This window comes from Pseudomonas sp. GZJR-8, assembly GCF_002916705.1.
Classification (GTDB): Bacteria; Pseudomonadota; Gammaproteobacteria; order Pseudomonadales; family Pseudomonadaceae; genus Aquipseudomonas; species Aquipseudomonas synxantha_A.
On record NZ_JXSI01000003.1, the window covers coordinates 274,029 to 292,614 of the forward strand.

At 62.9% G+C, this 18,586-nt stretch carries 20 protein-coding genes; 18 read left to right on the top strand and 2 right to left on the bottom strand.

Annotated features, from left to right (window positions below; translation table 11 throughout):
* Positions 1–4 precede the first annotated feature (4 nt).
* From TK42_RS07500 to TK42_RS07580, 17 genes are read left to right on the top strand one after another with little or no spacing between them, the layout of a single operon-like run.
* Positions 5–259, top strand: coding sequence for an acyl carrier protein (locus TK42_RS07500; protein ID WP_003187949.1), 255 nt, complete (start codon positions 5–7; stop codon positions 257–259).
* Positions 256–801 carry a hypothetical protein gene (locus TK42_RS07505; protein WP_078820107.1) on the top strand — a complete coding sequence of 182 codons (546 nt, stop codon included), beginning with the start codon at positions 256–258 and terminating at the stop codon, positions 799–801. The genes TK42_RS07500 and TK42_RS07505 overlap by 4 nt, the downstream gene beginning before the upstream one ends.
* On the top strand, positions 798–2,468 hold the full coding sequence (locus TK42_RS07510; protein WP_103733929.1) for an acyl-CoA synthetase family protein: 1,671 nt from the start codon (positions 798–800) through the stop codon (positions 2,466–2,468). The genes TK42_RS07505 and TK42_RS07510 overlap by 4 nt, the downstream gene beginning before the upstream one ends.
* Complete coding sequence (locus TK42_RS07515) at positions 2,461–3,195, top strand: glycosyltransferase family 2 protein (RefSeq protein ID WP_078820105.1); 735 nt, start codon at positions 2,461–2,463, stop codon at positions 3,193–3,195. Before TK42_RS07510 ends, TK42_RS07515 begins: the two co-directional genes overlap by 8 nt.
* Positions 3,192–4,127, top strand: a complete 936-nt coding sequence (locus TK42_RS07520; protein ID WP_103733930.1) for a glycosyl transferase — start codon at positions 3,192–3,194, stop codon at positions 4,125–4,127. The genes TK42_RS07515 and TK42_RS07520 overlap by 4 nt, the downstream gene beginning before the upstream one ends.
* Positions 4,111–5,652: a histidine ammonia-lyase gene (gene hutH / locus TK42_RS07525; protein ID WP_103733931.1), complete on the top strand. Its 1,542-nt coding sequence runs from the start codon at positions 4,111–4,113 to the stop codon at positions 5,650–5,652. The genes TK42_RS07520 and hutH overlap by 17 nt, the downstream gene beginning before the upstream one ends.
* On the top strand, positions 5,645–6,073 hold the full coding sequence (locus TK42_RS07530; RefSeq protein WP_032878289.1) for a thioesterase family protein: 429 nt from the start codon (positions 5,645–5,647) through the stop codon (positions 6,071–6,073). Before hutH ends, TK42_RS07530 begins: the two co-directional genes overlap by 8 nt.
* Positions 6,067–6,762, top strand: coding sequence for an outer membrane lipoprotein carrier protein LolA (locus TK42_RS07535; RefSeq protein ID WP_032878290.1), 696 nt, complete (start codon positions 6,067–6,069; stop codon positions 6,760–6,762). The genes TK42_RS07530 and TK42_RS07535 overlap by 7 nt, the downstream gene beginning before the upstream one ends.
* Positions 6,734–9,064, top strand: a complete 2,331-nt coding sequence (locus tag TK42_RS07540; protein WP_103733932.1) for an MMPL family transporter — start codon at positions 6,734–6,736, stop codon at positions 9,062–9,064. Before TK42_RS07535 ends, TK42_RS07540 begins: the two co-directional genes overlap by 29 nt.
* Before the next feature lie 33 nt (positions 9,065–9,097).
* Complete coding sequence (locus tag TK42_RS07545) at positions 9,098–10,345, top strand: NAD(P)/FAD-dependent oxidoreductase (RefSeq protein ID WP_103733933.1); 1,248 nt, start codon at positions 9,098–9,100, stop codon at positions 10,343–10,345.
* The gene (locus TK42_RS07550) at positions 10,342–11,091 is read left to right on the top strand and encodes a class I SAM-dependent methyltransferase (protein WP_078820101.1); all 750 of its coding nucleotides are present in this window, start codon (positions 10,342–10,344) and stop codon (positions 11,089–11,091) included. Before TK42_RS07545 ends, TK42_RS07550 begins: the two co-directional genes overlap by 4 nt.
* Positions 11,088–11,570 carry a hypothetical protein gene (locus tag TK42_RS07555; protein WP_103733934.1) on the top strand — a complete coding sequence of 161 codons (483 nt, stop codon included), beginning with the start codon at positions 11,088–11,090 and terminating at the stop codon, positions 11,568–11,570. The genes TK42_RS07550 and TK42_RS07555 overlap by 4 nt, the downstream gene beginning before the upstream one ends.
* On the top strand, positions 11,567–12,733 hold the full coding sequence (locus TK42_RS07560) for a beta-ketoacyl-[acyl-carrier-protein] synthase family protein (protein WP_103733935.1): 1,167 nt from the start codon (positions 11,567–11,569) through the stop codon (positions 12,731–12,733). The genes TK42_RS07555 and TK42_RS07560 overlap by 4 nt, the downstream gene beginning before the upstream one ends.
* Positions 12,730–13,191 (top strand): hotdog family protein, encoded by a 462-nt coding sequence (locus TK42_RS07565; RefSeq protein ID WP_103733936.1) that lies wholly within the window; start codon positions 12,730–12,732, stop codon positions 13,189–13,191. The genes TK42_RS07560 and TK42_RS07565 overlap by 4 nt, the downstream gene beginning before the upstream one ends.
* On the top strand, positions 13,188–13,916 hold the full coding sequence (gene fabG, locus TK42_RS07570; RefSeq protein WP_032878297.1) for a 3-oxoacyl-ACP reductase FabG: 729 nt from the start codon (positions 13,188–13,190) through the stop codon (positions 13,914–13,916). The genes TK42_RS07565 and fabG overlap by 4 nt, the downstream gene beginning before the upstream one ends.
* Positions 13,916–15,142, top strand: a complete 1,227-nt coding sequence (locus tag TK42_RS07575) for a beta-ketoacyl-ACP synthase (protein WP_032878298.1) — start codon at positions 13,916–13,918, stop codon at positions 15,140–15,142. Before fabG ends, TK42_RS07575 begins: the two co-directional genes overlap by 1 nt.
* A 26-nt stretch (positions 15,143–15,168) precedes the next feature.
* The gene (locus TK42_RS07580) at positions 15,169–15,564 is read left to right on the top strand and encodes a hypothetical protein (protein WP_032878299.1); all 396 of its coding nucleotides are present in this window, start codon (positions 15,169–15,171) and stop codon (positions 15,562–15,564) included.
* Between the two features lie 202 nt (positions 15,565–15,766).
* On the opposite strand, the gene TK42_RS07585 is transcribed toward TK42_RS07580, so the two are convergent.
* A complete protein-coding gene (locus tag TK42_RS07585) occupies positions 15,767–16,153 on the bottom strand; it encodes a type II toxin-antitoxin system PemK/MazF family toxin (protein WP_032878300.1) in 387 nt (128 codons plus the stop codon).
* Between the two features lie 88 nt (positions 16,154–16,241).
* Entirely contained in the window at positions 16,242–17,135 is an 894-nt protein-coding gene (locus tag TK42_RS07590) for a LysR family transcriptional regulator (protein WP_103733937.1), read from the bottom strand.
* A gap of 181 nt (positions 17,136–17,316) precedes the next feature.
* Between TK42_RS07590 and TK42_RS07595 the strand changes: the two genes are divergently transcribed.
* Complete coding sequence (locus TK42_RS07595; protein ID WP_371920239.1) at positions 17,317–18,534, top strand: MFS transporter; 1,218 nt, start codon at positions 17,317–17,319, stop codon at positions 18,532–18,534.
* The last annotated feature ends 52 nt before the right edge of the window (positions 18,535–18,586 follow it).

Below are 18,586 nucleotides of genomic sequence, written 5' to 3' on the forward strand. Positions count from 1 at the left end.
TACCATGCAAACTCGTGATGATATTTTCAACACCCTGCGCGATGCCTTGGTGGAACTGTTTGAGCTGCCCCCGGAGCGCGTCACCCTCGACGCCAACCTGTATCAAGACCTGGAAATCGACAGCATCGACGCCGTGGACCTGATCGACCACATCAAGCGCCAGACCGGCAAGAAGATCGCCGCCGAAGAGTTCAAGGCCGTACGCACGGTGAACGACGTGGTTGAGGCGGTATACCGTCTGGTCCAGCCCGCCGCATGAGCCGGCTGATCGGCCTTGGCCTGTTGTTGGCGGGGCTGCTGTACCCCTTTGCGGTGTATTACGGCACCGAGCATTTTGCACCGTGGCAATTCGGCCTGTTGCTGGGCAGCCTGTGGCTGTTGCGCGCCCTGACCGCTGGGCGGCGCCCGGGCAGCCGCTGGATGGCGGTGACGGTGATCGTGTTCTGCGTGCTGCTGGCCTGGTTCGATAACCCGCAGTGGCTGCGTTGGTACCCCAGCCTGGTCAGCGCGTTCATGTTGGCGCTGTTCGGCCTGAGCCTGAAATACGGCCCGCCGATGGTCGAGCGCCTGGCACGCATGACTGACCCGCAACTGCCGCCGAAGGCAATCGTGTATACCCGCCAGGTCACCGTGGTGTGGAGTGCATTTTTTCTGTGTAACGGCTTGCTCGCCGCCGCGCTCACGCTGTGGGCGCCGCTGAGCTGGTGGACGTTGTACAACGGCTTGATCGCCTACGGGCTGATGGCGCTGTTGTTTGCCGTGGAATGGCTGGTACGACAAAGGGTTCGAGGCCGCGTATGAATGGGTTGAAACTTGAGCACTTGTTGCTTGAGCCGCTGCAACAGCGCTGGGTCACCACCGAGCCTGACATGAATCACGCCCAGCTGTGGGAAGCATCCCTGCGCCTGGCGGCCGGCCTGCAGGCGCGAGGCATCCAGCGCCTGGCCGTGTACCTGGAAGACGCAGGCGTCCTGGCGATTGCCTTGCTGGGCGCCTGGCGCGCCGGTGCCAGCGTACTGCTGCCGGCCGACCTGCAGCCCCAGACCCGCCATCGCTGGGATCCTGCCGTCGACGCCTGGTTGATCGAAGCCGCTGATCTCGAGGCGCTGTACCAGGCGCCACTGAGCCCTGCGGTTCTCGACCTGGACACCTGCCAACTGAGCCTGTGCACCTCCGGCTCCAGCGGCGAGCCCAAGCGCATCGACAAGTCCCTGCGCCAGTTGGCCAATGAAGTGGAGGCGCTGGAAGCCCTGTGGGGGGCGGACCTCAAAGACGCCTGCATCATCGGCAGCGTCGCCACCCAGCACATCTACGGCTTGCTGTTTCGCGTGCTGTGGCCGCTGTGCGCAGGTCGCACCTTTGTGCGCAAGCAACTGGCGTTCCCCGAAGACATGCAGCGCGCCAGCCGCGAGCACCCACAATTTGCCTGGGTCGCCAGCCCGGCGCTGCTCAAACGCATGGGCGACAACCTCGACTGGCCGGCACTGAGCCAGGTTGCGCGGGTGTTTTCCTCCGGTGGCGCGCTGCCCGTTGAAGCCGCCGGCAGTCTGTATGACCGCTTGCAGCAATGGCCGACGGAAATTCTCGGCAGCTCGGAAACCGGCGGCATCGCCTGGCGCCAGGGCGCGCAACCCTGGCAGCCGTTTGCCGATGTGCAACTGAGCCAGGATGCCGACGGCGCGCTGCGCATCGCATCAAAGTACCTGCCCGAAGGGCACATCGAACAGACCGCCGACGCTGCACGCATCCATGCCGATGGCCGCTTCGAATTGCTGGGCCGCCTGGACCGCATCGTCAAGCTGGAAGAAAAACGCATCTCCCTGCCGATGCTCGAACAGGCATTGATGACCCATCCCTGGGTCGCCGAAACCCGCTTGGGTGTAGTGCAGGAAAACCGCGCCTCCCTTGGCGCGCTGGTGGTGCTCAGCAGCGATGGCCTGCATGCCCTGCGCAACCAGGGCCGGCGCACGCTCACCCAAACCCTGCGCCAGCACCTGGGCCAACATTGCGAAGCCCTGGCCCTGCCCCGTCGCTGGCGGTTGCTGCGCCAATTGCCGCTCAACAGCCAGGGCAAGCTGCCCCAGGCCGATATCGAAGCACTTCTGCTGGCTCCCCGGCCAAAAGCCCCCGAAGTGCTGGAGCAGGTCGAAGCCGATGGCGAATGGACCGTGCAACTGAGCGTTCCGCCGGACCTGGCCTATTTCAGCGGACACTTCCCGGTAACGCCCGTGCTGCCGGGCGTGGTGCAAGTGGAATGGGCGTTCAACCTGGGCCAGCAACTGTTCGACTTGCCGAGCACCTTCGCCGGTATGGAAGTACTCAAGTTCCAGCAACTGGTGCGCCCGGGCGATCAGATTGAACTGCACCTGCGCTTTGACCGGGAACGCAGCAAGCTTTATTTCACCTACCGTAACGGCGTTGCCGCCTGTTCCAGCGGTCGCATACAGTTGGTGACTGCGAATGCATAACCCCTGCGCCCTGATTCCGGTGTACAACCACGAAACTGCCGTACCCGCCGTGGTCCGCAGCCTGCTGGGCAGCGGCCTGCCGTGCCTGCTGGTCGACGACGGCAGCAGCCCGGCCTGCGCAGCGGTGTTGGCGCAATTGGCCACCCTCGACAACGTCACCCTGTTGACCCTGCCCAGCAACCAGGGCAAGGGTGGCGCCGTGATGGCCGGCTTTCGCGAAGCGGCGCGCCAGGGCTACACCCACGCCCTGCAAGTGGACGCCGACGGCCAGCACGACCTGCGTGAAGTCGAGACCTTTATCGACACCTCGCGCCGGCACCCAGACGCCGTCATCTGCGGCTACCCCGAATACGACGACAGCGTGCCCAAAGGCCGTTTGTATGCGCGTTACCTGACCCACGTATGGGTGTGGATCAACACCCTGTCGTTGCAGATTCGCGACTCGATGTGCGGTTTTCGCGTGTACCCGCTGGCGCCAACCCTGGCCTTGATGGACTCGGCCTACATCGGCACGCACATGGATTTCGACTCGGACATCCTGGTGCGCCTGGCCTGGCGCAACCAACCGATGCGCTGGCTGCCGACCCAGGTGCACTACCCGGCCGACGGCCTGTCGCACTTTCGCTTGTTCCGCGACAACGTTCGCATCAGCGCCATGCACACGCGGCTGTTTTTCGGCATGTTGGTGCGTGCGCCGATGATCCTGTGGCGACGGTGGCAGGCATGAGCGACAGCACCAAGCACTGGGCCGACCGCGAGGAACGCGGCAGCTTCTGGCTGATGAAGCTCACGGCGCTCGCCGCAAAAGTCCTGGGTCGTCGCCTGTTGAGCCCTTTGCTCTACAGCATCGTTTTCTACTTCTTTCTGTTTGGCCGCACGGCGCGCCACAGCGCCTGGCAATATCAACAGCGCCTGGCCCAATGGAGTGGGCGCGATGAACTGCTGCCCAGCCACCGGAAAGTCTTCGGCCAGTTCATGGCCTTCGCCGATTCCCTGCTCGACAAGCTCGACGTATGGAACGGCAGGCTGGGCCTGGAACAGATCGAAATCAACGACCCGGCGCAATTGCGCGGGCAACTGCGTGGCGAGCGCGGGCAGATGCTGGTAGGCGCGCACCTGGGCAACCTGGAAGTGTGCCGTGCACTGGCGGAGATCGGTGAACAGGTCACCATGAACGTGTTGGTGCACACCAAGCACGCCGAGCGTTTCAACCGCCTGTTGGGCGAAGCCGGGGCCAGCCATTTGCGCCTGATCCAGGTCAGCGAGCTGGACCCGGCCACCATGCTGCTGCTCAGCCAGCGCCTGGACGACGGCGAATGGCTGGCGATTGCCGGTGACCGCATACCGTTGCACGGTGGGCGCACGGTGCGCGTGGATTTCCTCGGTCACCCGGCTGCGTTCCCCCAAGGCCCGTGGCTGCTGGCCGGGCTGCTCAAATGCCCGGTGAACCTGCTGATGTGCCTCAAACACCAAGGCCGCTATCGCCTGACCATCGAGCCTTTCGCACCGTTGATCGAATGGAAGCGCAGCACCCGCGAGCAGGTGATTGCCGAGTGGACCTCCCGCTACGCCGCACGCCTGGGCCAGTTCTGCCTGCAAGCGCCCCAACAATGGTTCAACTTTTACCCTTTCTGGAAGACCGATGACGACGCATCTTGAGCCGGTAACCTTTGGCGAACGCCCCTTGCGCATCGAAGACGTGCTGGCCCTGGCCAACCGTCAGGCGCCCACGCAATTGCAGGGTGATGCTGGCTATCGTCAGCGCATCGCCAAGGGCGCGCAGTTTCTCGACTCGCTGCTGGACAAGGAAGGCGTGATCTACGGCGTGACCACCGGCTACGGCGACTCCTGCGTGGTGGCGGTACCGCTGGAACACGTCGAAGCCTTGCCGCGTCACCTGTACACCTTTCACGGTTGCGGCCTGGGCAAGCTGCTCGACGCCCAAGCCACCCGCGCCGTGTTGGCGGCGCGTTTGCAGTCGCTGTGCCATGGCGTGTCGGGCGTACGCGTGGAACTGCTGGAACGCCTGCACGCCTTCCTCGAACACGATGTGCTGCCACTGATCCCGGAAGAAGGCTCGGTGGGCGCCAGCGGTGATCTGACGCCGCTGTCCTACGTGGCAGCGACCTTGTCCGGCGAACGTGAAGTGCTGTTTCGTGGCGAACGCCGCCCGGCGGTCGACGTGCACCGCGAACTGGGCTGGGAGCCTTTGGTGCTGCGCCCCAAGGAAGCCCTGGCCTTGATGAACGGCACCGCCGTGATGACTGGCCTGGCCTGCCTGGCTTTCGCCCGCGCCGACTACCTGCTGCACCTGGCGACGCGCATCACCGCGCTCAATGTGGTGGCGCTGCAAGGCAACCCGGAACACTTCGACGAGCGCCTGTTCGCCGCCAAGCCGCACCCTGGGCAGATGCAAGTGGCCGCGTGGCTGCGCAACGACCTGGCGATTGATGCGCCAACGGCGCCGCTGCATCGCTTGCAGGATCGCTACTCCTTGCGCTGCGCCCCTCATGTCCTCGGCGTGCTGGCCGACAGCCTGAACTGGCTGCGCTCATTTATCGAGATCGAGCTCAACAGCGCCAACGACAACCCAATCATCGACGCCGAAGCAGAACGCGTGCTGCACGGCGGGCACTTCTACGGCGGGCATATCGCCTTCGCCATGGACAGCCTCAAGACCCTGGTGGCCAACGTCGCCGACCTGCTCGACCGCCAGCTCGCGCTGCTGGTGGACGTGCGTTACAACCATGGCCTGCCAAGCAACCTCTCGGGCGCCCCCGCCGACCGCGCGATGATCAATCACGGTTTCAAGGCCGTGCAGATCGGCACCAGCGCCTGGACCGCCGAAGCATTGAAGAACACCATGCCGGCCAGTGTGTTCTCACGCTCCACCGAGTGCCACAACCAGGACAAGGTGAGCATGGGCACCATCGCTGCCCGCGATGCAATCCGCGTACTGGAGCTGACCGAACAAGTAGCCGCCGCCACCCTGCTCGCCGCCAACCAGGGCGTGTGGCTGCGCGCCCAAGCAGAAGATGCCCGAGCGCTGCCACCGGCACTGGCCGCAATGCACGCAGAATTGGCCCTGGACTTCCCGCCAGTCATCGAAGACCGTGCCCTGGAAGGCGAACTGCGCCTGTGCCTGCAACGCATCGCCGCGCAACACTGGAGGCTGCATGCGTAGCCCCGGCGTATTGCACTGCGACACGCAAATCCTCGTGCCGTTTTTCGATATCGACACCATGAACGTGGTGTGGCACGGGCACTACGTGAAGTACCTGGAAGTGGCGCGCTGTGCGCTGCTGGACAAGATCGGCCATAACTACACGGCGATGCTCGAGTCCGGCTACGCCTGGCCGGTGATCGACATGCAGCTACGCTATGTACGTGGCGCGACCTTCGGCCAGACGCTCAATGTGCGTGCCAGCCTGGTGGAGTGGGAGAACCGTTTGAAGGTCAACTACCTGATCACTGACCTGGCGAGCGGCGAGCGCTTGACCCGCGCCAGCACCGTGCAAGTGGCGGTGCAAATCGCCAACCGCGAGATGCAACTTGCCTCGCCCAAGATATTCACCGATGCCGTAGAAAGGGCCCTGAAATGCTGACCCCTGTGGGAGCGGGCTTGCCCGCGATGGTCGTTAACGATAACGCACGACGCCTGACACTACGCAGCGTCCTCAGGTTCTTCGCGGGCAAGCCCGCTCCCACAGGGATTGTGCTTATCCTGCTGCTGGGCGTTCCAGGCTTGGCCCAGGCGTTCGACTTGCAGCAGTTGAGCGATCAGCTTGCAAAACCCTCTGTCATCCACGGCAGCTTCACTCAGGAAAAACACCTGCGCGCCCTGCCCCAGCCGCTGGTCAGCAAAGGCACCTTCGTGCTCGCCAAGGACCACGGCCTGTTATGGCTGCTCAAGACCCCGCTGCAACAGGACTACCGCATCACAGGCCAAGGCATCGCCCGGCGTGACGCCAACGGCTGGCAACCGCTGCCGAACAAGAGCGCCGGGGCCGAACAGAATCGCCTGTTTCTCGCCGTACTCCAGGGCGACAGCAGCGGCTTGCAGCGTGACTTCGAACTGCAACTGCAAGGCCAGCCCCACAACTGGAAGCTCACGCTGACCCCGCGCTCATTGCTGCTCAAGCAAGTGTTCACCCGGATCAATATCGACGGCGGCGAACTGGTGCAAACCATCGAGCTGCTGGAAACCCAGGGCGACAGCACCGTATTGCGTATGCAGGACAGCACGGCCGACCAACCCTTGAGCGATGCGGAGCAACACGACTTTGCCCAGTGAGCGCCTGCTGCCGCGCCTGTTCCTGATCCTGCTGGTGGCCGTGCTGGCCCTGGCCGGCTGGCAGTGGCGCGATGGCGCGCCGTTGTCGGCCAACCTGATGGAACTGGTGCCGGGCAGTACGCCGGACGCTCTGGAACAGCAGGCCGAACAGCGTATGCAAGAACCGCTGAACCGCGAGATGCTGGTACTGGTGGGCCATGCCGACCGCCAGCAAGCACTGGCCGCGGCGCAGCAAATGGGCGAGCGTTGGCAGGCCAGCGGTCTGTTTGAACAGGTGCAATGGAACCTGCAAGCCGACTTGCCGGCGTTGCGCGAGCAACTGCTGCGTGGGCGTTTGTCGATGCTCTCGGCCAACGACCGTGAGCAACTGATCGAACGCCCCGACGCCTTTATCCAGCAACGGGTGCAAGCGCTGTTCGACCCGTTCACCGGCTTCAGCCTGGTGCCGAGCCAGGACGACTGGCTCGGCCTGACCGGGCGTATCCAGAACAGCCAGCCACAACACGGCGCGGTTCAGCTGGACATCGGCAGCGGCGCCTTGATCGCCGAAGCCGACGGCCAAAGCTGGGTGCTGGTGCGGGCACGCACCAACGGCAATGCCTTCGATATGAAATTGCCGTTGCAAGTGGCGGATTTACTCCAGGCCAGCCGCGAGCAGGCGGGTGAGCACGGCGCGCAATTGCTCGCCGCCAGCGGCTTGCTCTACGCGGCCAATGGGCAGCAGCAAGCCACGTGGGAAATCACCTGGGTCGGCGGTGGCGCAACCATCGGCATCCTGTTGTTGCTGTTGCTGGCTTTCCGACGCTGGAGGGTGTTGCTGGCATTTGTGCCGGTGCTGGTGGGCATGCTGTTTGGCGCAGTCGCTTGTGTGGCACTGTTTGGGCATATGCATGTGATGACCCTGGTGCTGGGCTCCAGCCTGATCGGCGTGGCGGTGGATTACCCACTGCACTACCTGTCCAAAAGCTGGAGCCTGCAACCCTGGCGCAGTTGGCCGGCGTTGCGCCTGACCCTGCCGGGGCTGAGCCTGAGCCTGGCCACCAGTTGCATCGGCTACCTGGCGCTGGCCTGGACACCCTTCCCGGCGCTGACGCAAATCGCGGTGTTCTCCGCCGCCGGGCTGGTGGGGGCTTATTTGTGTGCGGTGTGCCTGCTGCCTGCGCTGCTCAAGGGTGTGGAGCTGCGCCCGGCGCAATGGCCGCTGCGTGTCGCCCAGGCCCTATGGCAACTGCGTACCGCCTTGATCAAACGCGTGCCCGGTTCAGTGCTGCTGGTGGCGGTGCTGGTGTTCTGCGCCGCCGGCCTGGGGCAGCTCAACAGCAAGAACGATATTCGCCAATGGATCGGCGCGCCGCCGCAATTGCTCCAGGAAGCACAGGCCGTAGCGCGCATCACCGGGTTCCAGCCCACCAGCCAGTTTTTCCTGGTGCGCGCAGATAATCAGCAGCAGTTGCTGGAACGCCAGGCCGCCTTGGGCAAACGCCTGGATCAGTTGGTGAACATGGACAAGCTCCAGGGTTACCTGGCGCTCAGTCAACTGGTGAACCTGCCCGAGGAGCAGCAACAACTGCGCGATGCGCTGAACACTCTGGCGCAACACTGGCAACCGCTGCTGGACCTCGGCGTGCCCGTCAGTGCCCTGCAGGCTGAAGTCGCGCAGTTGCAGGCGCTGCCCACTCAAGACATTGACGCAGCGCTGCAAGGCCCGCTGGCCGAACCCTGGCGCACGCTCTGGCTCGGCCCGGTCGACGGCGGCGTGGCGGCCATGGTCAGCTTGCAAGGCTTGAACAACCCGGCGTTGCTGCGGGTGCAGGCGCTGGATTTGCCCGGCGTGCAACTGGTCGATCGCTTGGGCGACTTGAACCGCGTGTTTGCCGACACGCAAATCAGCGCAGCCGAATTGAAGTTGCTGTCGTGCGTGCTGATCGTGCTGTTGCTGATTGCGCCCTTCGGTTTTGGCGGCGCCTTGCGTATCGTCGCCCTGCCCCTGCTGGCCGCGCTGTGCAGCCTGGCCAGCCTCGGCTGGCTGGGCCAGCCGCTGACCTTGTTCAGCCTGTTTGGCCTGTTGCTGGTCACGGCCATCAGCGTTGACTACGCGATCTTGATGCGCGAGCAGATCGGCGGCCCGGCCGTCAGCCTCTTGGGAACACTGCTGGCGGCGTTGACAACCTGGTTGTCGTTCGGCCTGCTGGCGGTGTCGAGCACACCGGCCGTGAGTAATTTCGGTTTATCGGTCAGCCTGGGCCTGGCATTCAGCTTTATGCTGGCGCCCTGGGCAGCCCAGCAGAAACACACCTTATGAATGCGATTATCGCCCATGCGGCAAGGAGCCCTCGTGCCCACAGTTGAAATGGAACGTCGCCAGGTGGTGGTGATCGGTGCCGGGCCATCCGGTGCCATTGCGGCCGCGCTGCTAAAGCGCAAAGGGCATGATGTATTGATCATCGAACGCGAGCATTTCCCGCGTTTTTCGATTGGCGAAAGCCTGCTGTCGCACTGCATCGACTTCATCGAAGAAGCCGGGATGCTCGACGCTGTGCAAGCGGCGGGCTTCCAGGTAAAAACCGGCGCCGCGTTCGCCTGGGGCGAGCGCTACAGTGCGTTTGACTTTGGCGACACCTTCAGCAACGGCAAGCCCACCACCTTCCAGGTGCAGCGCGGCGAGTTCGACAAGTTGCTGGCCGATCAGGCGGCGCTGCAAGGTGTGGAAATCCGCTATGGCCAAAGCATTGTCGGTGTGGATTTCTCCGGCGAGTGCCGCTACCTGCATGTGCGCCGACAGAACGGCAGCGCGTACCACATCAAGGCCAAGTTCGTGCTCGACGCCAGCGGCTATGGCCGCGTGCTGCCGCGCCTGCTGGACCTTGAGGCGCCCTCGAACTTCCCGCTGCGCCAGGCCGTGTTCACTCACATCGAAGACCACATCGAACACCCAGGCTTTGATCGCAGCAAAATTCTGGTCACCACCCACCCGACCCAGCGCGACATCTGGTTCTGGACCATCCCGTTCAGCAACGGCCGTTGCTCGGTGGGCGTGGTCGCGGCCAAAGAGCATTTCGATGGCCGCGACAGCGACCTCGACGCCTGCCTGCGCAGCTTCATCGACGAAACGCCAAGCCTGGCCGCCGTGCTCAGCAATGCCGTATGGGACACCCCGGCGCGCAGCATCGGCGGCTATTCGGCCAACGTCAAAAGCCTGCACGGCCCAGGCTTTGCGCTGCTGGGCAATGCAGCGGAATTTCTCGACCCGGTGTTCTCGTCCGGCGTGACCATCGCCATGCGGTCGGCCAGCATGGCCGCCGCTGTGCTGCACCGTCAGCTCAACGGCGAGACCGTGGACTGGAAAAGCGAATTCGCCGAACCCTTGAAGCGCGGTGTCGATACCTTCCGCTGCTACGTCGAAGGCTGGTATGCCGGTACGTTCCAGGATGTGATTTTCCATCCTGGCAGCTCGCCGGAGATTCGCCGCATGATCAGTTCGATCCTGGCCGGTTACGCCTGGGATGAGCGCAACCCGTTTGTCAGCGAGCCTAAACGGCGATTGCGGATGTTGTCGGATATTTGTGCGAGTGAAGCGGTATGAGCAGTCCTGCCGTTGAAAAAAACTACCTGAGCAAAAATTATGTCGAGGAAACCAGGTTCGGCTTCTGGTTCCTGCGCAGCCACACCTGGCAGCATCACGTATTGCGTGTGGCGATCAACGACCTGCGCAGCCTGTTCAGCGAGCCGCTGCCGGTGGCCCCGGTGTTGCTGGACGCCGGTTGTGGCCAGGGTAAGTCCTTCCGGTTGCTGCAGCAGGTGTTTGCGCCTTCACGCCTGATCGGCCTGGATGCCGACCCCCACAGTCTGGAGCTGAGCCGTGAAGAGGCTGCGCGCCAGGGCCTGGCTGTCGAGCTGATCGGCAGTGACTGCGCCACCCTCGATGTACCGGACGCCAGCGTCGATATCGTGTTTTGCCACCAGACTTTTCACCACTTGGTCGAGCAACATCGCGCGCTCAAGGAGTTCTACCGGGTACTCAAACCGGGCGGCTATCTGCTGTTTGCCGAATCCACCGAAGCCTATATCGACACCTGGGTGATTCGCTGGTTGTTCCGCCACCCGATGCATGTGCAAAAAAGCGCCGAAGAGTACTTGGAGATGCTGCGCGAGCAAGGCTTTGAATTCGACTCGCAGAATGTCTCGTACCCCTACCTGTGGTGGAGCCGCTCCAGCGACTTCGGCCTGCTGGAGCGCTGGGGCCTGCGCAAGGCGCCGCCGGTGGGCCAGCGCGAGGAAACCCTGGTCAACTGCGTAGCGCGCAAACCTTTGGAGAACGCCGCCTCATGATGCGCCTGCTGTTAATGGGTTGCCTGTTGCTGCTCAGTGCCTGCGCCAGCCAGGCACCGCTGCCGGAAAAAATCCCGGCCCTGGCCTTGCCGATGCAACTGCATGTGCAGCGCCTGGCGGACGGGCAGCGCCAGGACTGGCTGCTGGTGATCCAGCGCGAAGGCCACGCGATTCGCTGGTCGATGATGGACCCCTTGGGCATTCCCCTGGCCCGGCAAAAACTGCTCGATGGGCAGTGGCAGGCCGACGGCTTGCTGCCACCCAATCCCCAGGCGCGGGAGCTGTTTGCCGCGCTGCTGTTTGCTTTGACCCCAGGCGGTGATGTGCCGGCGTTGTATCCACGCGCCGAGGCGATGGACCTGACGCGCACGCTGCCGGGCCATTGGCAAATCATCTATCAGTCTTCCGAGGTGTTCAGCGTGAACATGGCCGGCCAGCCGTTGAGTTATCGCATCACCCCGCTGGGTATCAGCCGATGATCGCTTACCTCAATGCCCTCGGTGTGATCTGCGCCCTTGGCCGAGGCCAGGCCGAAGTCAGCCGCAACCTGTTTGCCGGTGACTGCTCAGGCATGCGCGTCGAAAGCGGCTGGGTGCCGGAGCGCGTGGTGCCGGTGGCTGCCGTCCAGGGCGAACTGGTGCCTTTGCCGGTGGAACTGGCTCAACAAAGCAGTCGCAATAACCAGTTGTTGCTGGAAGCGGCGTTGCAGATTGAAGATGAGATCCGTCAGGCCATTCAAACCTATGGCCCAGGGCGAGTCGGCGTGGTGCTTGGCACCAGCACCTCGGGCATCGACGAAGCCAGCCGTGGCATTGCCCATTACCTGCGCGACAAGCAGTTCCCTGCCGACTACGACTACCAGCAACAGGAACTCAGCGCCCCGGCAAACTTCCTCGCCGACTGGCTGCAAGTGAGCGGCCCGGCCTACGTGATTTCCACCGCCTGCACCTCCAGCGCCCGTGCCTTGATGAGCGCCCAGCGCCTGCTGAACCTGGGGGTGTGCGATGCGGTGATCTGTGGCGGCGTGGACAGCCTGTGCAAGCTGACCCTGAACGGATTTACCTCGCTGGAAGCGGTATCCAGCGAGCGCTGCAACCCGTTCTCGGTGAACCGCAACGGCATCAATATCGGTGAGGCGGCGGTACTGTTCCTGATGAGCCGCGAGCCGGCACCGATCGCCTTGCTGGGCAGCGGTGCCAGTTGCGACGCTCACCATATCTCCGCGCCGGAACCCAGCGGCAAGGGCGCGTTGCAAGCGATGCGCAAGGCCCTGGCCAACGCAAAGCTGGCTCCCGAGCAGATCGGCTACCTGAACCTGCACGGCACCGCCACTCAACACAACGACGCCATGGAAAGCCTGGCGGTCGCCAGCCTGTTCCCCGGCGGTGTGGCCTGTTCGTCGACCAAGCCCATGACCGGCCACACCCTTGGCGCCGCCGGAGCGCTGGAAGCGGCGTTCTGTTGGCTGAGCCTGGCTCACGGCCAGCTGCCGCCTCACGTGTGGGACGGCCACGCCGACCCGGCGCTGCCCGCCTTGCAATGGACACGCAGCGGCGACAGCTTGAAAAAAATCTGCCTGATGAGCAACTCGTTTGCCTTCGGCGGCAACAACGTCAGCCTGATAATCGCAGAGGCCCCATGATCGATTGGCCACTTGCCGAACTGCTGCCCCACGCGGGCGACATGATCCTGATCGACCAGGTGCTGTCGTTCGATGAAGAGCAAGTCCGCACCCGCGTCACCGTCAAGCCCGACGGCCTGTTCAACCGCCCTGACGGTAGCCTGCCGGCCTGGGTCGGCCTGGAATTGATGGCGCAAAGCGTCGCCGCCTATGCCGGTTGCCATGCACGCCAGCAAGGCCGCGCGGTGGAACTGGGCTTCCTGTTGGGTACACGCAAGTTCGAGTGCAATGTCGAGTACTTCCCGGCAGGCGCCGAGCTGAATATCCACGGCCTGCGCTCCCTGGAAGACGACAACGGCATGGGTGTGTTCGAATGCCACCTCACCGGTAAGGGTATCCAGGCCAGTGCGCGCCTGAACGTATTTCGACCGCCCCAGGCGGCCAACTATTTAGATGAATCGAAGGACCCAACGTCATGACTGAATCCGTACTGGTCACCGGCTCAAGCCGTGGCATCGGCCGCGCCATTGCCCTGCGCCTGGCCCAGGCCGGCCATGACATCGTGCTGCATTGCCGCAGTGGCCGGGCCGAAGCCGACACCGTGCAGGTCGAGATCGAGGCCCTGGGTCGCAAGGCGCGGGTGCTGCAATTCGACGTGTCCGACCGCGCCAGTTGCAAGGCCATCCTTGAAGCCGACGTGGAGCAACATGGCGCCTACTACGGCGTGGTGCTCAATGCCGGCCTGACCCGCGACGGCGCCTTCCCTGCCCTGTCGGAAGACGACTGGGACGTGGTGATGCGCACCAATCTCGATGGTTTCTACAACGTGCTGCACCCAGTGATGATGCCGATGATTCGACGTCGCGCCGCTGGGCGTATCGTGTGCATCACCTCGGTGTCCGGGTTGATCGGCAACCGCGGCCAGGTCAACTACAGTGCTTCAAAAGCCGGCCTGATCGGCGCAGCCAAGGCGCTGGCGATCGAACTGGGCAAACGCAAGATCACCGTCAACTGCGTGGCGCCGGGGTTGATCGACACGGCGATGCTGGATGAAAACGTCCCCGTCGAAGAGCTGATGAAAATGATCCCCGCGCAACGCATGGGCACCCCGGAAGAAGTCGCCGGCGCGGTGAATTTCCTGATGTCGGCCGAAGCCGGCTATATCACACGCCAGGTGCTGGCCGTGAACGGAGGCTTGTGCTGATGAAGCGCGTCGTCGTCACCGGCATGGCCGGCATGACCTCCCTGGGCAGCGATTGGGACACCATCGCCGCCAACTTTCGCGCCAACCGCAGCGGTATCCGGCGCATGGATGAATGGGACCGCTTTACCGAATTGAACACGCGCCTGGCCGGGCCGATTGATGATTTTGTGGTGCCTGCGCACTGGACCCGCAAGCAATTGCGCAGCATGGGGCGCGTCTCGCGCCTGGCGGTGTGGGCAGCGGAGCAGGCACTGCAGGATGCCGGCTTGCTCGGTGACCCGTCGATCAAGGACGGGCGCATGGGCGTGGCCTGTGGCTCGTCCACCGGCAGCACCGATGAGATCAAGGCGTTCGGCAATATGCTGCTCAATTCCGTGGCCGAGGGGCTAAACGCCAACTCCTATGTGCGGATGATGCCGCACACCACCGCGGCGAATATCAGCATTTTCTTTGGCCTCACCGGGCGCTTGATCCCCACGTCCAGCGCCTGCACCAGCGGTAGCCAGGGCATCGGCTATGCCTATGAAGCGATCAAGTTCGGGCGCCTGCCCTTGATGCTCGCCGGTGGCGCCGAAGAACTGTGCCCCACCGAAGCCATGGTGTTCGATGCACTCTACGCCACCAGCCTGAAAAACGATGCGCCGCAAACCAGTCCGCGCCCCTACGACAGCGGCCGTGATGGCCTGGTGATTGGTGAAGGCGCCGGCATCCTGGTACTGGAAGAGTTGGAACACGCGTTGGCGCGGGGCGCGCATATTCACGCTGAGCTGGTTGGCTTTGGCAGCAATGCCGACGGCCAGCACACCACCCGCCCGGAACAGAAAACCATGCGCCGTGCCATGGAACTGGCACTGGAAGACGCTGGGCTTGCACCTTCTGCCATCGGCTATGTGAACGGCCACGGCACCGCCACCGACCAAGGTGACATCGCCGAAACCCTGGCCACCAGCAGCCTGTTCGGCAGCCGTATGCCGATCAGCTCGCAGAAGAGTTTTCTCGGCCACACCCTGGGTGCCTGCGGCGCGCTGGAGTCGTGGTTCAGCATCGAGATGATGAACCGCGACCACTACGTGCACACCTTCAACCTGGATTCGGTCGACCCGCAATGCGGCGAGCTCGATTACCTGCAAGGGGGCTTTCGCCAGATGCACAACGACTACGTGATGAACAACAATTTTGCCTTCGGCGGCGTCAACACCTCGCTGATCTTCCGCCGCTGGGCCTGACTTTTTAATCGATTGGAGAAAACGGAATGTCTTCCCTGCTACGCGCTACCCTGATCACCCTGGCCCTGTTGACCACTGCCGGCTGCACCAGCAAACCAGTGCTCAACACCCAGCACGAACTGCCGGCCACGACCCAGGTCAGCGAAGAAAAAATGAAACAGGTGATCGTCGCCGCCCTGCAAAAACGTGAGTGGACAGTACAACGCCTGAGCCCGCAACTGGTGCAGGCCGAGATCACCGTGCGCGGCCAGTTCTATGCAGCAATCGATATCCGCTACACCCGCAACAGCTACGCCATCACCTACCGCGACAGCCGCGACCTGGGCTACAAGGACGGCAAGATCCATCGCAATTACAACCGTTGGGTGAGCATGCTGGATAGGGACATCCTGGCAGGGTTGCGCTCGACCGGGATGCAGTAAGGCCAGAAACGACAAAGGGCGCCTTTCGGCGCCCTCTTCACAAACAGGTTGGCTTGTCATCGCCGCTTCCTGCCTGGCTCTGCGATGGCTGGTTGCCCAGGATCCTCAGAGTCTCACAAGCCCCTTTCGGGAACTCGGCCAGTATGCCTGAAAGCAGATTACCTGCAATCGGTGGCAAAACGCCGTCCATCTATATCCCACTTTATCGCAACCCAAGCGCACTGCGCACCGCCGCTTTTATCGCCAAAAATTGGTCATTGGTGAGTTCGGCGATTTTGTAAGTTCGTTTGCCATGACGATCTTTACTTTTGATTCGGTCCAGTCGACCCAAGCTGACTGTCGCGACGATGTCGCATTTAGCCCAGCAGACCGGGCTCGCTCCCTGAAGATGGCTATCAAGCCGCAAATGGTGTTCCAACACCTGCTGTGGAGCGGTAGTACTCAGAGGTACCACCGTTACGAGCAGCTTATTCGTCCGGTGTTTGCGTATCACAATAACAGGTCGAATCTTGATGATTTCCGGAACCTCATAGCCACGAAAATCACAAATCAACACGCTGCCCTCCTTGGGCTGATAGAGAAGTGCCATCCATATCCACTCGCCTGAAAAAGAGTGATTTTGCGCAAGTTTCTGGCGAATAACTAAGCCGGTTGCGTTACCTGATATGTGACCCCGCCTACACCAATACCTGACGCGTCAACAACTCCACAAACCCCTTAGACATCGGCGTTTGCACGCCCTTGCGCTGCACCAGCCACACCGCCGTCATCGCCTCCGGGTCGAGCAGTGTGCGGTAGACCACGCCATCAATGCGGATACGCTGGTAAGACGCCGGCAACACCGACACGCCCAACCCCGCCGCCACCAGGCCGATGATGGTCATCGCCTCCCCCGCTTCCTGGGCAAAATGCGGGCTGAACCCGGCGTCGCGCGCCAGGTTGAGCAGTTGGGCATACAGGCCGCTGCCGTAGGTGCGTGGGAAAAATACAAAGGGTTCCTGCGCCAACTGCGCCAGGTGCAGGCCGCGCTCGCTGCCTTCCACCAACGGATGGCCGGCGCTCAATACGGCAACCAGCGGCTCGCGCATCAACTCGACCACGCTCAGCGAATCAGGCAACGGCAAAGGCCGCATCAGCCCGACCTGGATCGACTCATCCACCAATGACTCGGCCACCTGCGTGCTGCTCATCTCCTGCAGATTGAGGTGCACTGCCGGGAAAGCCTGGCGAAACGCAAAGATCGCCTGGGGAATACTGGAATTGAACGGCGCGGAAGATGTGAAGCCGATCTTCAACTCCCCGAGCTCTCCTAATTGCGCTCTGCGCGCCACGTCTGCCGCCTTGTCGACCTGGGCCAGCACCAGCCGCGCCTCTTGCAGGAACAGGCGCCCGGCCTCGCTCAGCTCGACCCGACGATTGGTACGCTCAAATAACCGCGCCCCCACCTCTTGCTCCAGTGCCTGGATCTGCTGGCTCAAGGGCGGTTGCGATATGCCCAGCACCTGCGCGGCGCGGCCAAAGTGCAGTTCTTCAGCGACGGCGATGAAGTACCGCAGGTGACGTAATTCCATGCACACCTCATTAGGTCGTAGAACCTATCAAACAGGTCGAACAATATATTGGAAAGAATCATTAGCCAGCTATATTCTTTTTCGTATTGTCAGTCCTGGCAGACTTTCCTCCCCGAGGTCCCCCGTGAATCCTGCTGTTGCTCCACTTGCCCAACACACCCCGCCCTCAGCCCTTGATGACGTGGTGGCGCAGCTCAATGACGAGTACATCGAAAAAGGCACGCCGATGTTCATGCGCACGGTGTTGGCGCTATTTTCCGGCGGGTTTGCCACCTTTGCCCTGTTGTATTGCGTACAGCCGATGATGCCGGCGCTGTCCCATGAATTTTCCATCAATGCGGCGCAAAGCAGCCTGATTCTTTCGGTCGCGACCGCGATGCTTGCCTGCGGCCTGCTGGTCACCGGGCCAATTTCCGACAGGCTGGGGCGCAAGCCGGTGATGGTCGCCGCGTTGTTCTGTGCGGCGCTGGCCACCATCGCCAGCGGTCTGATGCCGACCTGGGAGGGGATTCTGCTGATGCGGGCGCTGGTGGGCCTGTCCCTGAGCGGCCTGGCTGCCGTGGCGATGACCTACCTCAGCGAAGAGATCCACCCGCAGCACATCGGCCTGGCCATGGGCCTGTACATCGGCGGCAATGCGATTGGCGGCATGAGCGGCCGACTGATCATCGGCGTATTGATCGACTTCGTCAGCTGGCACACCGCAATGCTGATCATCGGCGCCCTGGCCCTGATCGCGGCCACGGTGTTCTGGAAGATCCTCCCACCATCGCGCAACTTCCGCGCCAGCAGCCTCAAGCCGCGCAGCCTGGTGGATGGCTTCGTCATGCATTTCAAGGATGCGGGCCTACCGTGGCTGTTCCTCGAAGCCTTCCTGTTGATGGGCGCGTTCGTAACGATGTTCAACTACATCGGCTATCGCCTGCTGGCCTCACCCTATGAGCTGAGCCAGGCGGTGGTTGGCCTGTTGTCAGTGGTGTACCTGTCGGGCATCTACAGCTCGGCCAAGATCGGCTCCCTGGCCGACCGCCTCGGCCGCCGCCGAGTGCTGTGGGGCACCATCGTGCTGATGCTCGCCGGCATGGCCCTGACGCTGTTCACCCCGCTGTGGCTGGTGGTGCCGGGCATGTTGATCTTCACTTTCGGCTTCTTCGGCGCCCACTCGGTGGCCAGCAGCTGGATCGGCCGCCGTGCGGTGAAAGCCAAGGGGCAGGCGTCGTCGCTTTACCTGTTCTGCTATTACGTGGGATCGAGTATTGCCGGGACGGCAGGCGGGTTCTTCTGGCATTTTGCCGGGTGGAACGGGATTGGCGGATTCATTATCGCGCTACTGATCGGCGCGTTGCTGGTGGCGTTGAAGCTGGCGAAGTTGCCGCCGTTGGGGCATGTGGAAACCTGAGGCTACTTGCTTTATGTGGGAGCTGGCTTGCCTGCGATGGCGGCGGTGAATT

What these genes read in the sequence shown, in the direction of transcription:
- TK42_RS07520 (WP_103733930.1), top strand. Translation starts at nt 3,192, where the DNA reads ATGAGCGACAGCACCAAGCACTGGGCCGACCGCGAGGAACGCGGCAGC.
- TK42_RS07515 (WP_078820105.1), top strand. Translation starts at nt 2,461, where the DNA reads ATGCATAACCCCTGCGCCCTGATTCCGGTGTACAACCACGAAACTGCC.
- TK42_RS07530 (WP_032878289.1), top strand. Translation starts at nt 5,645, where the DNA reads ATGCGTAGCCCCGGCGTATTGCACTGCGACACGCAAATCCTCGTGCCG.
- TK42_RS07560 (WP_103733935.1), top strand. Translation starts at nt 11,567, where the DNA reads ATGATCGCTTACCTCAATGCCCTCGGTGTGATCTGCGCCCTTGGCCGA.
- TK42_RS07585 (WP_032878300.1), bottom strand. Translation starts at nt 16,153, where the DNA reads ATGGCACTTCTCTATCAGCCCAAGGAGGGCAGCGTGTTGATTTGTGAT.
- fabG (WP_032878297.1), top strand. Translation starts at nt 13,188, where the DNA reads ATGACTGAATCCGTACTGGTCACCGGCTCAAGCCGTGGCATCGGCCGC.
- hutH (WP_103733931.1), top strand. Translation starts at nt 4,111, where the DNA reads ATGACGACGCATCTTGAGCCGGTAACCTTTGGCGAACGCCCCTTGCGC.
- TK42_RS07590 (WP_103733937.1), bottom strand. Translation starts at nt 17,135, where the DNA reads ATGGAATTACGTCACCTGCGGTACTTCATCGCCGTCGCTGAAGAACTG.
- TK42_RS07575 (WP_032878298.1), top strand. Translation starts at nt 13,916, where the DNA reads ATGAAGCGCGTCGTCGTCACCGGCATGGCCGGCATGACCTCCCTGGGC.
- TK42_RS07565 (WP_103733936.1), top strand. Translation starts at nt 12,730, where the DNA reads ATGATCGATTGGCCACTTGCCGAACTGCTGCCCCACGCGGGCGACATG.
- TK42_RS07580 (WP_032878299.1), top strand. Translation starts at nt 15,169, where the DNA reads ATGTCTTCCCTGCTACGCGCTACCCTGATCACCCTGGCCCTGTTGACC.
- TK42_RS07500 (WP_003187949.1), top strand. Translation starts at nt 5, where the DNA reads ATGCAAACTCGTGATGATATTTTCAACACCCTGCGCGATGCCTTGGTG.
- TK42_RS07550 (WP_078820101.1), top strand. Translation starts at nt 10,342, where the DNA reads ATGAGCAGTCCTGCCGTTGAAAAAAACTACCTGAGCAAAAATTATGTC.
- TK42_RS07540 (WP_103733932.1), top strand. Translation starts at nt 6,734, where the DNA reads ATGCGGAGCAACACGACTTTGCCCAGTGAGCGCCTGCTGCCGCGCCTG.
- TK42_RS07510 (WP_103733929.1), top strand. Translation starts at nt 798, where the DNA reads ATGAATGGGTTGAAACTTGAGCACTTGTTGCTTGAGCCGCTGCAACAG.
- TK42_RS07505 (WP_078820107.1), top strand. Translation starts at nt 256, where the DNA reads ATGAGCCGGCTGATCGGCCTTGGCCTGTTGTTGGCGGGGCTGCTGTAC.
- TK42_RS07555 (WP_103733934.1), top strand. Translation starts at nt 11,088, where the DNA reads ATGATGCGCCTGCTGTTAATGGGTTGCCTGTTGCTGCTCAGTGCCTGC.
- TK42_RS07535 (WP_032878290.1), top strand. Translation starts at nt 6,067, where the DNA reads ATGCTGACCCCTGTGGGAGCGGGCTTGCCCGCGATGGTCGTTAACGAT.